Origin of the sequence: Thalassobacillus devorans (assembly GCF_011761345.1) — a bacterium.
GTDB lineage: Bacteria > Bacillota > Bacilli > Bacillales > Halobacillaceae > Thalassobacillus > Thalassobacillus devorans.
The window spans coordinates 374924-388908 of the sequence record NZ_JAASRY010000001.1; the positions used below are offsets into that span (position 1 = coordinate 374924).

Genomic DNA, 13985 nt, shown 5'->3' on the forward strand with positions numbered 1-13985 from the left:
TTTTTTAAAAGAAACAATACATAACCGTTCTAAATCTAGTAATTCATTTGATACTGCCGTAAATAGAAATTCGAAACCTTTTAATAATCCCGTATCGCTTAAAAATTCGATACCTAAGAGAATCTATGAAGCATTATTACGTTTTTTAACACTGATGGTTCCTAAGAAAATAAAAATACGCCACTTATTTAAAGTGGCGTCAGGAAAGTTTTATAGGTTCTCTAACATTTCTTCTAAATCTTCGTCACTAAGTTTATTAGTTCTCTTCTCATCAAGAAGGATATCAGCTATTCTAGCTCTAAATTGCTGTATTAAACTTCTCTCTTGTTCAGTGATTTCTCTTGCGTATTGCTTTTCACTTAGCCCACGATCTTTTATTTCTTGCTCTCTGATGTCTTTTTTATAAACTTTAGGAATAACTTCTCCATTCTTGTTAGGAGTTCTCCTAACTAGGTTTGTATTGTTTTCTAAATGGTACTCTTTACGCCTGCTTAGAACGAAGTGTGTGCAATACTGCCCGGCATTGTATTTAAAGTTCTTAACAGCTATAGTTTTAGGGACTAATAGTATATCTTTTCCATTTATGACAAGAGGGCTTCGGTTACATTCTACCCAACTATGGCTTTCAGGGTCCCAATAGTGAGCTAATTGTCTTTCATCTGTGTTAATTTCAATGTTATATTTTTTGCATTGTTCTTCTGTATATTCTACAAGATGCATCCTAATAATGTTAACTACTAAATCAGATAACCTGTCTTGTCCGAAGTCCTCTACAAAGACATGTATATCTTCTAGTCGTTCGATAAGACCATTATCAAACATTTGTGCTTCAAGGATGTTATCAAAAACTTTGCTTAGCATATCAGCTGATGCCCCGGTACCTTCAGGTGCATTTGTGGAAAGGCCAAAACAGATTTCATTAGGTTCATGCGCATAGTGGAATAATTCTTTCGCATCTTCATAGTCTCCATTTTCGTATAAGCCCAAAATATGGTTGAAAAAGTCTTCTATTGTTGTGGTTGCTCTTCTAAACCAAGGTATATTGATTGTATGAATCCAACAAGGATCAACATATAGCTCAACGTCAGTAGCAGTGTTAACATCAACAAAATCCAGTTCACTTTGTCGTACATTTAAACCAAAAAACTCACTAACTCTCATTTTTAACCTCCTATTATTAACTTAATAGTTATATATTATCATATATTGTAATAAAATGTATTTTAACATCCCGAGAAAGGACGCCCTTTATCGATTTAAGGACTGTCTTTCACGAGTTATGTAAGAGGCACCAAATAGAATGTGTAATTGGACCAGAGTCATTAATTGGGTACGTACCAAGGAAATAAACGGTATTAAGAAAAACTCGGTTGTATTACTTGAAGGAGAAAATCGAAAAGAAAGCGGAAGGGTATTGAAATTAATATCTCCGGTACTGTGAGCGTGCCTTTATCGTACAATTCGAGAAGCCTGGCTGACCTTTTGTGTATCAGCTTTAAGGCCAGTGTGCCTGACCACTAGTGAGTTAACGCTTTACTAGGCTGGGGGACAGGGACTTTTACTTTTGTGAATGGTGTTAAGAGGAGTCGTGTGCGGTAATTCTGCACGCATGGTTCTGAGAGGGGGAAAATCACAATCCTTTGTGGAAAGGCTCTTCTCTACTCGACCCCCAGTGAGTTAATGCTTTACTTCAGTGGGGGTGAGGTGTTTTTTTCAAAACGTGACTCATGAGGATTTTTTTGGTAAATTTATAGTAACTTAGATTGGAGGGGAAAATATGGCTAACAGATAATCTTTAGAAATTCCTGAGTCTATTAAAGAATTCGTTTTTAAGTATAGAATTAAGGAGTTTTTAAAAAATTATAATAAGCCTCATAGTGGGGATGCTTATCTTAGGTTAGAACAGGCAATTAATGATGACCATAACTTATACTATAATTTCCAAGATTTTATAGTTGATGAAGTCAGTAATGGTAAAAATAGTCAAGTATGTTGGTGTGATTTTTCTATTGAAAGTCTTGAATTTCTTGGAAATGTAGATGAAGTTAGGCAAAAACTTGGTGAAAAAGGATATCCTACAAAGAACTTCAATAATTTATTAACAGAAAATAACCCTAAAGATGGAGATTTAATATACTTGAAAATACAAGCAAGAGACGATGAAAGTATTGAACAGATTAATATGTGTTTTATGCATAGATATATGGAAGACGTTGAGACTGAAGAAGGTATAGAAAAACAAAATATATATGATTATATATGGGCTGAGATCAATCCTTCAGAGAAAAATCTTTTAATCAAGTCCGCCCCTCAGCGAACTATTTTGGGTACAATCATTCAAGTCTAAAAATACTTTTATACATAAAAGAAATACTAAGAAATATTTTTAATATCCAGTATGTTAAATGGATGAAAGCAAAGAGATATTATTCAACATATTTAAATTTTTAACAGAAAAAGCAGAACAATCTTATCACAATACTATAAGTAACATGCAACAAGAAATAGACTCTTATACTAAGAGACTATCTTATAGTAGATTATAAAGGGCAGCGCCTGTCCCCTGCTAATTAATGATTTCTACAGGGAGGTGAGGCACTTTTTAATAGATACTACTTTCACAACCCATGACTTGGTAGAAAAATAACTTAATAAATTAAACGTAGATAAACATAGTATTTATTATTTCCTTCTCTTTTGACTCCTGTTTGTCAATTATAATTACATATTATGAACACTAGCTTAGTATAATGAGGTGAGTGCGTTGAATGCTTTTGAAAGATTTGAACATCTTTCTGCAAGAGTGGAAAGCTTTAAAATATGTATACCAACAATTGTGGAAAAAAAGGGGAAGTTAGTCGATTTTGATTTAAATGAACTAACTTGGCACCAAGTTAAATTTCTGAGTGATAATGAAACATTACATTCAGAAATGAATACTATCCCAAATAATATTGGGGGTATTTATATGTTTAGGATAAAGTCTGACATTTTACCTTCCCTAATAAACTATCCTATGTATATCGGAAGAGCTCAATATAATGATGGAAATTACAGTTTAAAAACAAGGTGTAGAAGTTATAAAAATGATAAAAGAGTTACTATACAAAAGTTAATTCATTATTGGGGTAGACATTTGTATATATCCTATACTCCACTTGATGATAATGAACTTATAGTAGATTTAGAGAAATGGTTAATTGCTTCTGTTCTCCCCGTGTACAATCCGAAAATAGATGAAGTGGAAACTAAAAATGCTGTAAGAATGTTCAACAGATAGAGGAAAAAGAGGAGAGATAAACAATGAAATTACCAGCAATCTATTCTACTATAGGAGACTGGGAATATTATGTTTGTTCTATGACTTTTAAAGAAATTAATAATTCCGTTAGTAGAATTACGAATGAATTACACAGATCAGAAAAGTTAAGCGAATTACTTCAAAGGGCAATAACTAGTAATTACAAAAAAATAGCGGACTATATTCAGCAACATGATGAACGCTTCTTTAATGCAATTGTGCTTGCTGTTTATGAAGGAGCACCTCAATTCATAGAGGTAGATTTTATGTACGAAGGAATTCAATACGGAAAGATGGGGCTTTTAGATTTTACTGGGGGAGAAATTATTTTTCCAGTAGACGGACAGCATAGAGTAGAAGGGATAAAAAAGGTATTGGAAACAAATCAAACATATGAAGCTGATAATATCCCAGTTATTTTCATCGGTCATAGTAATAGTAGCGAAGGAATGAAAAGAACTAGGAAGCTTTTTACAACTTTGAACAGGTATGCTAAACCAGTAAGAAAAAGTGAAATTATAGCTTTAGAAGAAGATGATATTGTTGCTATAACAACAAGGCACTTGGTAGAGAATCATAGATTATTTAAAGAAGATCATATAAGCCTAGCCACAACATTGCAAACAAACGATAACACATCCATTACTACTATTGAGACGTTATATGATTGTACAGACATGCTTTTAATAAATTATTTAAAAGAAAAAGAATATCGTATTTCCAAGGAAAATTTTAAAAAAGTTCGACCCTCACCGGAGGATATAAATGAATTTCAAGCTATTTGTGAGGAGTTTTGGGATATCTTTATTAGTACTTTTAACGATGTTTCAAATTATTTAGAAACTAATGAAACCAACACTCAGCTATTTCGAAATAGCAATGGAGGTAATTTATTATTTCGGCCTGTTGGACTTTCACCTTTTATTAAGTCGGTAAGCATCATAAAAGAGCGAACAAATGAAACCTATCGTGAAATATTAGGTAAAATGAATTTAATAAATATGAATCTTAATGAACAACCATGGAAGTATGTGTTGTGGAATGAAGCGGAGAATAAGGTGAGAAGTGGAAATAGCACACTTGCAAGATATCTATTTTTATTTTTGTATGAGAAATACAATGAAGTGGAAGTATTAAGAAACAATGAAAAAGTTAAGTTAGTGGAAAAATATTCGAATAACACTAACTTGGAGGTTAGTTTAGTGACGGAAGCTCTAAGTGAATTATAATATCACCAACTTATTAAAGCAGAAAGCATTGAGAGATTACTATTTCAACATGTAGATGCTTTAAAAAAATATTTTTGGTACATTCGAGGGTAAAAATCCTTGTTAAAATGCGACTATACATGTACGGGGGGAGCAAGTTAGGCTGATTAGCTATGCATTCCCCAATTAGCTTCGTTGCAAGATTTTCTTAACCTCCCGTCCAGTTAAAGTGCCAGACCCCCAGTGAGTTAACGCTTTACTTCAGCGGGGGTCTGGCACTTATTTATATAATGTCTTGTATTACTCTTTAAGGTATGAAGTAATAATCTCTTCTAGTAGTATAGAACGGTTTATTTCTTTCTTGTCTGCTAGTGAATTTAATTTCTGCAAGGTTGTATTAGATAAGAGAAAAGTTGCTTCTTGTTTCCCTTTTTCTTTTTCAGAAATATAATCTTCATGGAATTTAATAATGACTTTTAATTTATTAATTTCTTCCAAGCTTAGTTTGTTTACCTGGTTTGAAAAATCCTCTTTGTTAAAAGCGGTTTTATTACCATTTATATTTGTGTTTTCTACTTCTGTTTGTGTAGTTTTTTGTTCAATAGAAGACTTATGCGTAAGGTTTAGGGCATCATTCATAATGTTTTTTGGTGAAATTATTTGGCTTTCTTGTTTTTTATCAGGTAAAGAATTTGTCTTCTCATTAGCTGAAAAATCAATACTATCATTTGTGCCTGGAATTATAAGTTTTTCTCTAATATTATACTTCTCAAGTTTTTTTATTAAGTCGTAGAACTCTAGTTCTTTTGAACGTAGAAATTCATTTAAATCAGTGTTTTTAGCATTAACATCTTCAATTAACTCTAGAAGAAGAAGTCTCTCACTTTTGTTCGTCCAGATTTGGAAAGTTCGTTCATAACGATATCGATGTTTCCTTAATAATAATCTAATCTCAGCATTCGTTGTATTATACCTTTTGGCTAGATCTTTCATATTGATACCCTTATTTAAATCGTTTACATAGTGATCAACTGGACCTACTGCCTTCATCCAAACTTTCTTCTTGTTAGAATAAAAATAGCCCTCTTTTTTAAAATATTTCTCCAATTTGTCAACAAAGTTAATCCTTTTGCTTTTATTAGAAAAATAGATTCCTGACACGTCATATAGGGTCGAGTTATCATTAATTTCATTAATGATCTCTTCCAAGACTTCTTTAACCGTTAATTTCGTCCATTGCTCAATAAATGTATTGTATCTATAACCTTTTTGAGAAAGCAGTTTATTAATAGATTCTGGGGATACCCCATATTCCTTTGCTACTTCTAAAATTGATGGTTTTTGCTTAGAGTTTAGTTTGTTAATTATTTTTTCACTGTAACTAACTTTTTCAGTGTTGCTTTCAGTGGTATTTTGGTTCGTACTAGTTGAAGATAATACTGAATGTGATGGGTAGGATGAGCTTTCAGTTTGAGGACTGCTGTTTTCTGTTTTCCTATTTTGCTTATTATTGAAATATTCTTCAATCTTATCAATAATATCATCCATAATTATTTCCCCTTCTTTTTGGAAGTAAAAAAAATTGTTTTAAAATAAAGGTAAAAGCTACTTTTAAGCAGCTTTTACCTCAAATAATTACAAACCTACTATCTTCAAGGCTATTTTTATTATCGAGCTCCTGACCTATTACACGAATTCCTTTTTCTATATAATACTGCATTTGTGACTGCACATATTCATCTTCAAGCGGTTGTTTACTCTTACTAATAATTAGATGCTTAAACATCAAATATTCATTGTTTTTTATTATATCCGGAATCGTCCATTTAGGAGAAGAGCTGGTATCGAATTCAAAATCATCCTTATAGGATAACCCCTTGGCAAGGGCCATTTTTATAACCAGAGCCCTTTCCAGATCCAAGGATACTACTGCTTGTTCTAATAAATCTTTACCTTCTTTTGATAAACTTAGCTTTTTATTTGCCATTAATTTACCTCCACGATATCGAAATAACCATCTCGGATTAAAGTGTATTTGTGAGTCTCGTTATAGTCTAAGAGATATTGTTTGGCGGAGTGGTTTTTCATCATGTCTACATACTCTCTGGTGATCTCTGTATCCGTGGAAAGAATAATTACTTGATCTGATAGTTCTTTATAATAGTTTTCGATTAATCGATTTCGATGGATACTATCTAACCTTCCTAATGGCGTGTCAATTACCATTGGTAAGTCTAAATCAGATGCTTTTATTAGTGCCCAGATTAAGGCGGAGGAGATCATTTGCATTTCTCCTGCAGAACGATCTGAAATGCTAATCTCCTGGCCGCGTTCATTGTATAGCCTGATTGAATAATTGTTTATGTCGAAAGTGACTTCGCCAAATTCATTCGTTTTTCTAAACAGTTTTTTTAACATAGACTCGAACTCATCTCTGATCATTTGAGCTTTTAATTTTGTTGCTCGTGTTAAAAATTCCTCTGCAAATGATTTTGTACGTGCCGTATAGTCTAATTTTTTCGTTAATTCTTCTGAAGACACATCTGTTGAAGAAAGCCTGGTTAATTTATTTCTGGTATTTGTAACTTTTTCTTTTAACGGTGTGAGTTTTTTGAATGCTTTTCGTACATTTGAATTGAGTACACCACGTTTTTCTTGAAGGGTAGCTATTTTTTTAGTTTCCTCTTCAATATCCACAGATTCTGGAGCAGATGAGATCTCTGTTTCTATTTCTTCATATTGTTGTTGTAAATTGGAAACTTCCCCTTTAAGACGGAACAGATAATTTTTATCTCCGCTTGGAATATTCTTAAGGATGGTTTCTTCTTTAGAAGACAAATCGTGTAATTCCAAGGATTCATTAGTCGAAGTACCTTCTTCTTCATCCAACCATACCTTTTCTCCAATCTCCTTGATTTGGTTTAGCTGCACTTCTGTTAATGGTGGGTCAATTTTCTTGCCTAGTAAGTTGTTTATAAATCTATTATAAGGCTCTAGAGCGTTTTCGCGCATGATTTTTTTGTTCTTAGCTTTCTTCTCATCGTTTATTTCTTGTTTAAGATGTTTTAATTCTTCACCAAGAATAATATTAAGAATGTTATCGCGGTAATAATCGTTTAGTTCTGTCTTCTTAAGCTCTAACTTAGTTGAAATTTGAGACTGTTTTCTTACAAGAGTTTCTCTTGATTTAGAGTTGTTAGAGATCTTTTGGTTTCTTTCCTCTGTTGTCTTTTTTATTTCATCATCAATTTTTTGAATTTCTTTTCTGGACTTTGAAATGTACTTTTCATACTTGGCAACCTCTGTTTCTAATGTGTCCAACTCTTCTTTATGTTTATCAAGAGTTTCTTTATTAGTAGCGGAAGAAAGCCGTTTATATAATTTGGATTCTAACGAACTCAGGTTGTTAACTAAGATTTTATAACTATCTAATCCGGTGATTTTATGGATTGCTTTTTTCATTTCATTACTATCTTGCTTCATGATCAGATCTTTAATTTCTTCCCCATCAAAAATGAAAAAAGGGGCTGCGTTATAAGGGATAATTCGGTCAATAAAGTGATTATATGATGCAATATCCGTAACATTAAGCTTTCTTTCTTTTGGCACACCTGGTCTCTTCACGTAGATTTCTCGATCTTCGCCTGTGTTATTTTTGTGGTAATCGAATCTCCAATTTACCTTTAGACGCCACTCTTCTCCATTGTCCATACTCAGTATGAGGGTGACAGAGCAGTTGCGGCCACCTTCCTCAAAGTATGTATTATTGATGGTGTTAGCCAATAATCGCTCTTGCTCTGTCTTGGTAATTCCCCGCTTACCAAATAAAGCATATCGAATTGCTTTTAAGATGGTAGTTTTGCCTGCGCCATTTAAACCACCGAGTAAGATTATATTTCGTCCTTCTTTTTTATCTTCCTCCGTTATTGTAAGGTCTACTTCTTGTTTTCCATAATAGGTTTTATAGTTTTCGAAAATTAACTTTTTGAACCTCATTTTGTTTCATCCTCTTGGTCTATATTTATATAAAAAGATATGAGATTTTCTATTTCTGCAATTCTTTCTGATTCTTTCACATTTTCATAAGAAGTCTTTTTTGACTCTTTTAATAGTTTATATACCATTTCAGAGCTAATGTTATATTTTTTAACTAGTTCATGTATTAATAATTTTTCTGTATAGTGCACAAGATCGTCCCCTTTATGTGTTTACACTACTTCTATTTTACTAATTATTTAGGGAATAAAACAAGGTATCAAGACAGAAGTAATTAACAATTATCTGGGCTAATTTGATAAAATGGATATATATAGGTAGGAGTGGTGAAGAAATGACTTTCGAACTGCCAGGGTTTATAGAATTAAGGGACTATCAGGAGGACGCCATTCAAAACTGGTTTACCAATGAGGGCCAAGGACTTTTGGAAATGGCTACGGGTACAGGTAAAACAATTACAGCACTTGCTTTAGCTAATGAACTTTTCAAGCGAAAAAGCCGCCTGAATATTGTTATCGTCACTCCGTTTAGCCAACTTTCTTCCCAATGGATGAAAGAATGCCGAAACTTTGGTCTGAAACCTATAAAGGCATATCAAAATTCTAAAGTATGGACGCCTCAATTAGACGATGCTATTAGAGCATATAATAAAGGTTTAACTGACATAGTAGTAACCGTAACAACAAATGCCACATTTTCTATGGCTCCTTTTCAAAACAGAATATCAAAGATGGACGAAAATACATTACTCATTATAGATGAAGCGCATTATTTTGGAGCTAAACAACTAAATAAGCATTTGCCTCATAAATTTTTATACAGGTTGGCACTTACAGCAACTCCAACAAGGTGGATGGATGAAGAAGGTACAGATAACCTTATTAGGTATTTTGGAAATAAGGTGGTCTATTCATTTTCATTAAGAGATGCCATAGAGCAAGGATTTCTGACTAAATATTATTACTACCCCCGATTGGTTCATCTTAATGAAGGAGAGACAGAGGAGTATATAGAGCTCACCAATAAAATAAAAAAATTATATTATAGATCAAAAGAAGACTCGGACGCGAAAGAATCTATGGAGAGACTTGCTCTAAAAAGGGCTAGAATTATTTACTCTGCTGAAAACAAAATAATTGAGCTAAGTCATTTATTAAATGAAAAAGGTGTCCACAACCACTCATTATTCTACTGTGGTGATGGGAAACATAAAGAGGAGCGGCAAGTGGATGCTGTCCTGAAAACACTGAAGACAAAGTTTAATGTTAATGCCAAACGATTTACTTCTGATGAATCAAATCATGAAAGAGATGAATTATTATCTGCGTTTGAGTCGGGCGAGGTTGAAGCACTGGTTGCCATAAAATGTTTAGATGAAGGGATTGATGTCCCAGCAACAAAGTACGCTTATTTAATCGCCAGTTCCGGAAATCCCAAAGAATTTATTCAAAGAAGAGGGAGAGTATTAAGAAAACACGCGGGTAAGGATAGTGCTACTATTTTTGACTTTATTGTCATACCGCCAGATATACAAGATATCTCGGAAGGTATGGACGACTTTTATAATATGGTAAGAAATCAACTAAAAAAAGAGTTCCTGCGTTTTAAAGAATTCTCTGATTTAGCAATAAATGGACCAGAAGCAGAAGATGTTATCTGGGAACTAAAGAAAGAATTTAATTTGTTAGATATTTAGGGAGAAGGTGTTTGTATGAATGAAAATGATTTATATCGGATTTTAGATGAATTAGATGAGCATGAGCAAGAGATTTTCATGAAGATAGTAAAGGCGGAAAAAGAGCTGTTGCATCGTAAGTCTTTACAAGGGACTTCTATAAAAAAAGATATATATAACTTTATTAAAGAGGGGGTGAAGTAATGATTATTAAAAAAATCACCCTACATAACTTTCGGCAATATTATGGGACACAATCAATGGAGTTTAATACCCGAGGAGAAAAGAACGTAACTGTGATTCATGGTGAGAATGGTTCTGGAAAAACAGCTTTACTTAATGCATTTAATTGGTGCCTGTATGGTGAAACAGATCTTCCAGATTCCAATAAGTTAACCAATAGTCATGCGGCTGAATCAGCTCCAGACGGTAGGAAAGTTGAAATGTATGTAGAGATGGAGTTTTCCTCGAAAGAAGTTGACTATATTTTAAAAAGAAGTAGTACAGGAACAAAGTTTGGGAATAGGTTAAGACATGACGGAGAACAAGTATTGCTTCAGTATTACGAAGGCGGAAAGTTAAAACAGTTGAGCAACCCTTCCATAGAAATCAATCGGATATTACCAAGCAACTTAAGAAATTATTTCTTCTTTGATGGGGAAAGAATAGATAATTTATCAAAGCATGATGATAATGATGAGATAAAGGAAGCGGTTAAAACCGTAATGGACCTTGAAATCATAGAGCGTGGAATTAGGCATACGGAAGATGCAAGGAGAGATTTTCAAAAAGAATGGGCCAGTTTTGCTGATGAAAAGACTAAAGGGTTACTTGTTGAACAGGAACGCCTAAAGGATCGGCAGCAAGACTTGGAGCAGGAAGAGCAACAAATTAACCAAAATATTAAATTACGAACCAGGCAAATTGCTGATATTGATCAACAATTAACTTCTGTAAAAGGAATCAGCGAAAAACAGCAGGAACGAAAACAGTTAGAAGAAACTTTAGCTGATTTAAAGGAAAGTTTGAAGCAGACCCAAACAAATCTCCGGAAATCTGTTAGTAAGCATGGATATCTCTCCATGAGTCATATTTTGGCAGAAAAAGTTAAAACGATGTTTCCAGAGAATGAACAGGAGCAAACGCATGTGTACCCTGATTTAACTGCTCAGTTAATTAATTCTATATTAGAAAAAGGGACATGTATTTGTGGGGAAAAATTATGTGAAAAACATAAGGAGCATTTGACTACTTTGTTAGATCAAGTAGGACCGTTTAACCAGGCTGCAATGGTCAGCAACTTAAATGCTCAAATGGACCTTGTACTAGATAAAAGAGAGCGTTTTGTAGAAGATATAAAAAATAGTGAGAGAGCAGAATATAAATTAAAAGAGGACATAAGAGATACGGAGAATAAGCTGGAAGAGATAAGTGTTGAGTTAAGCAATCGAAATTTTGAAAATGTAGCTGACTTGGAGGCTAACCGAAGACATTACCAGGATCAGTTGAATGATTATCAAAAGAGGTTAGGCGTAATCGAGCATAGCATAAAAGAAGTTGAGAAAGAGATAAAAGAGGTTACGAAGCAAATAGATAAACAGCAGCAAATTGAGGATAAGGCTCAATTGGCTAAGAGAAGGTTAGATACTTGCGAAAAGATTACAGGCGTCATGCAGAAGATATATTCTCTTAAAGAAGAAGAAGTGAAAACAGATCTACAGGAAAAAATTCAAGAGGTCTACGGTAATTTCTTAAGAAAAGGTTTCAAAATCTCCTTATCGGATGATTTCAAGCTTAACGTAAGTAATTATTATGACGAAAAGGTTCCTTTGTCTCAAGGCGAAAGACAAATAACAAGTTTATCCTTTATTGGTGCAATAGTAGATATTGCTCGCAAGCATTATCATAAGAAGTCCACTAATGTCATTAACGAAGGTGGAATTTATCCTCTCGTAATGGATTCGCCATTTGGTGCACTGGACTCTGACCATCGTGAAAGAGTAGCCAAAGGCATTCATAAGTTATCGGATCAAATTATTGTCATTGTGTCGACCTCCCAGTGGAAAGGTGAGGTAGAACAATCCCTTACTCCTTATATTGGGAATCAATATCTTTTACAATATCACGATCCTAGACAAAATAGCGACGAAGAATTCGAATATACCGAGATTAAAAGGTGGTAATAAGAATGTTCAATAGGAGGATAAGAAGGCCAAAAGAGCAAGAACACATCTATACAAAATTAACGGATAAAAATGAATTTGGAATTTTTGAGTCCTATAAGGATTTGTTTATGTTGTCGCTTGTAGTTGGTTACTTAGAAGACAAGCGACACCCTTTTAACGAAACACTTGAGCAGTTACATTGGCAGGTTTTTAAAGAGCGGACAGATGAACCAATTATTAACATGATCGCATTCTTGGAAACACAAAACTTTATGCTGCTTAGTAGTCCCACGGAAGAACATTTTGACGAGAAGATAACAATAGCGGAAGAGTATGCAGCTGGAGGGGCCGAAAAAGTATATAACCTGGTGATGGAAGATGAGAAGAATGCTTTACAAAAAATTATCGATTACCTCCAGGAATTTGAAGAAATACAGGATGAGCAGCAATTAAAAAAGAAAAGATTGAAAGAGAATTTAAACTTATAAGAAAAAGCAAGGCATCAGGCCTTGCTTTTTCTTATAGTTCTTTAAAGATATTAACATCCTCCATATTCGTATAAGGAGAAAAAGAAAAGCGGATAGATTCACGTACCTCTTTGAGATCTAACCCTATTGCTTGCAAAACATGTGAGGGCTTTGCGCTGCTGCAAGCTGAACCTGTGGATGCAGCAATAATAGGGGAAAGCTTTTTTAATAAGACTTCATTATTAAGACCTATAAAGCGCACATTAATAACCCCAGGTATTTTATTTGTACGATCCGAGTTAAATGTTATATTGTCACTAAATTTCTCGGTTAATATTTCAATCAACCTGTCTTCCAGTAGTGTTAAGTGCTTCGTATTCTTCTCTAAGTTATTATTTGCTATCCTGGCTGCTTCCCCCATACCTACTATATTATGAACCGAATAAGTTCCACTTCTAATACCTTCTTCCTGACCCCCTCCATGGAAAAGAGGGGTAAGGGGAATCAACTTTCCATATCGGTCTTTCCTTATCACCAATGCTCCAACACCTTTTGGCCCGTGCATTTTATGAGCAGAGCATGATAAGAAACTCAATCCTTTTATATCTTTCCAGCTAAGCGGGATTTTACCAACCACCTGGGTGGCATCAGTATGTAAAAACACACCTTTACCTTCGCAAACGTGAGCTATGGCTTCTATATCGTTCAATGAGCCCAGCTCATTATTGCCCCAGATAATAGATACTAAGATCGTGTCCTGACGGATAGCATTTTTTAGCTCTTCACTATTGATTCTCCCGAACTGGTCAACATCTAAATAAGTGACTTCAAATCCATTTTCTTCTAGGTACTCACATACTTCTAATACAGCACTGTGCTCAGCTTTAGAGGTAATAATATGTTTTCCTTGAGAAGAATAATAGTGAGCGACACCTTTTAATAATATGTTATTACTTTCAGTTGCTCCACTTGTGAATATTACTTCTTTTTCATCAGCGTTTAATAACTTAGAGAGTTGCTTTCGTGCCTCCTTAACTGCGGCCTCCGCATTAATTGCTAAGTCATAATACTTGCCGGAAGGGTTACCATATTCTTCAGAAAGATAGGTAATCATTTTATCTTTAACTTCAGGCAATATAGGGGTTGTGGCGCTATTATCCAGATATAGCATCT

13 protein-coding genes are annotated in these 13985 nt (G+C 34.0%); 7 read left to right on the forward strand and 6 right to left on the reverse strand.

Annotation, left to right across the window (positions count from 1 at the left end; genetic code table 11):
* Positions 1 to 210 precede the first annotated feature (210 nt).
* Positions 211 to 1161, reverse strand: a complete 951-nt coding sequence (locus FHS45_RS01875; RefSeq protein WP_062444797.1) for a hypothetical protein — start codon at positions 1159 to 1161, stop codon at positions 211 to 213.
* Positions 1162 to 2137: 976 nt separating this feature from the next.
* Here FHS45_RS01875 and FHS45_RS01880 point away from each other — a divergent pair.
* From FHS45_RS01880 to FHS45_RS01890, 3 genes are all read left to right on the forward strand, one after another.
* Positions 2138 to 2347 (forward strand): hypothetical protein, encoded by a 210-nt coding sequence (locus tag FHS45_RS01880; RefSeq protein ID WP_062444800.1) that lies wholly within the window; start codon positions 2138 to 2140, stop codon positions 2345 to 2347.
* Positions 2348 to 2764: 417 nt separating this feature from the next.
* Entirely contained in the window at positions 2765 to 3280 is a 516-nt protein-coding gene (locus tag FHS45_RS01885) for a hypothetical protein (protein WP_062444802.1), read from the forward strand.
* A 23-nt stretch (positions 3281 to 3303) separates the two neighbouring features.
* Positions 3304 to 4530 (forward strand): DNA sulfur modification protein DndB, encoded by a 1227-nt coding sequence (locus FHS45_RS01890; RefSeq protein ID WP_062444804.1) that lies wholly within the window; start codon positions 3304 to 3306, stop codon positions 4528 to 4530.
* Positions 4531 to 4809: 279 nt separating this feature from the next.
* Here the strand turns inward: FHS45_RS01890 and FHS45_RS01895 are convergent, their stop codons facing one another.
* From FHS45_RS01895 to FHS45_RS01910, 4 genes are all read right to left on the reverse strand, one after another.
* A complete protein-coding gene (locus FHS45_RS01895; RefSeq protein ID WP_062444807.1) occupies positions 4810 to 6057 on the reverse strand; it encodes a hypothetical protein in 1248 nt (415 codons plus the stop codon).
* A 79-nt stretch (positions 6058 to 6136) separates the two neighbouring features.
* The gene (locus FHS45_RS01900; RefSeq protein WP_062444809.1) at positions 6137 to 6496 is read right to left on the reverse strand and encodes a hypothetical protein; all 360 of its coding nucleotides are present in this window, start codon (positions 6494 to 6496) and stop codon (positions 6137 to 6139) included.
* Positions 6496 to 8505, reverse strand: a complete 2010-nt coding sequence (dndD, locus tag FHS45_RS01905; protein ID WP_062444812.1) for a DNA sulfur modification protein DndD — start codon at positions 8503 to 8505, stop codon at positions 6496 to 6498. Before dndD ends, FHS45_RS01900 begins: the two co-directional genes overlap by 1 nt.
* Entirely contained in the window at positions 8502 to 8696 is a 195-nt protein-coding gene (locus tag FHS45_RS01910) for a hypothetical protein (RefSeq protein WP_062444814.1), read from the reverse strand. The genes dndD and FHS45_RS01910 overlap by 4 nt, the downstream gene beginning before the upstream one ends.
* Before the next feature lie 143 nt (positions 8697 to 8839).
* Between FHS45_RS01910 and FHS45_RS01915 the strand changes: the two genes are divergently transcribed.
* The 4 genes from FHS45_RS01915 to FHS45_RS01930 are packed head-to-tail and all read left to right on the forward strand — an operon-like array spanning position 8840 to position 12833.
* On the forward strand, positions 8840 to 10201 hold the full coding sequence (locus FHS45_RS01915) for a DEAD/DEAH box helicase family protein (RefSeq protein WP_062444816.1): 1362 nt from the start codon (positions 8840 to 8842) through the stop codon (positions 10199 to 10201).
* A gap of 15 nt (positions 10202 to 10216) precedes the next feature.
* On the forward strand, positions 10217 to 10384 hold the full coding sequence (locus FHS45_RS01920; protein WP_157620182.1) for a hypothetical protein: 168 nt from the start codon (positions 10217 to 10219) through the stop codon (positions 10382 to 10384).
* Complete coding sequence (locus FHS45_RS01925; protein WP_062444818.1) at positions 10384 to 12363, forward strand: AAA family ATPase; 1980 nt, start codon at positions 10384 to 10386, stop codon at positions 12361 to 12363. Before FHS45_RS01920 ends, FHS45_RS01925 begins: the two co-directional genes overlap by 1 nt.
* A 5-nt stretch (positions 12364 to 12368) precedes the next feature.
* A complete protein-coding gene (locus FHS45_RS01930) occupies positions 12369 to 12833 on the forward strand; it encodes a DNA phosphorothioation-associated protein 4 (protein ID WP_062444820.1) in 465 nt (154 codons plus the stop codon).
* A gap of 31 nt (positions 12834 to 12864) precedes the next feature.
* On the opposite strand, the gene FHS45_RS01935 is transcribed toward FHS45_RS01930, so the two are convergent.
* Positions 12865 to 13983, reverse strand: coding sequence for a cysteine desulfurase family protein (locus FHS45_RS01935; protein ID WP_062444822.1), 1119 nt, complete (start codon positions 13981 to 13983; stop codon positions 12865 to 12867).
* Between the last annotated feature and the right edge of the window lie 2 nt (positions 13984 to 13985).

Excerpts from the sequence above, each read along its gene's own strand:
- FHS45_RS01890 (WP_062444804.1), top strand. The coding sequence starts at position 3,304 with ATGAAATTACCAGCAATCTATTCTACTATAGGAGACTGGGAATATTAT.
- FHS45_RS01920 (WP_157620182.1), top strand. The coding sequence starts at position 10,217 with ATGAATGAAAATGATTTATATCGGATTTTAGATGAATTAGATGAGCAT.
- FHS45_RS01930 (WP_062444820.1), top strand. The coding sequence starts at position 12,369 with ATGTTCAATAGGAGGATAAGAAGGCCAAAAGAGCAAGAACACATCTAT.
- FHS45_RS01935 (WP_062444822.1), bottom strand. The coding sequence starts at position 13,983 with ATGCTATATCTGGATAATAGCGCCACAACCCCTATATTGCCTGAAGTT.
- FHS45_RS01875 (WP_062444797.1), bottom strand. The coding sequence starts at position 1,161 with ATGAGAGTTAGTGAGTTTTTTGGTTTAAATGTACGACAAAGTGAACTG.
- FHS45_RS01925 (WP_062444818.1), top strand. The coding sequence starts at position 10,384 with ATGATTATTAAAAAAATCACCCTACATAACTTTCGGCAATATTATGGG.
- FHS45_RS01900 (WP_062444809.1), bottom strand. The coding sequence starts at position 6,496 with ATGGCAAATAAAAAGCTAAGTTTATCAAAAGAAGGTAAAGATTTATTA.
- dndD (WP_062444812.1), bottom strand. The coding sequence starts at position 8,505 with ATGAGGTTCAAAAAGTTAATTTTCGAAAACTATAAAACCTATTATGGA.
- FHS45_RS01915 (WP_062444816.1), top strand. The coding sequence starts at position 8,840 with ATGACTTTCGAACTGCCAGGGTTTATAGAATTAAGGGACTATCAGGAG.
- FHS45_RS01895 (WP_062444807.1), bottom strand. The coding sequence starts at position 6,057 with ATGGATGATATTATTGATAAGATTGAAGAATATTTCAATAATAAGCAA.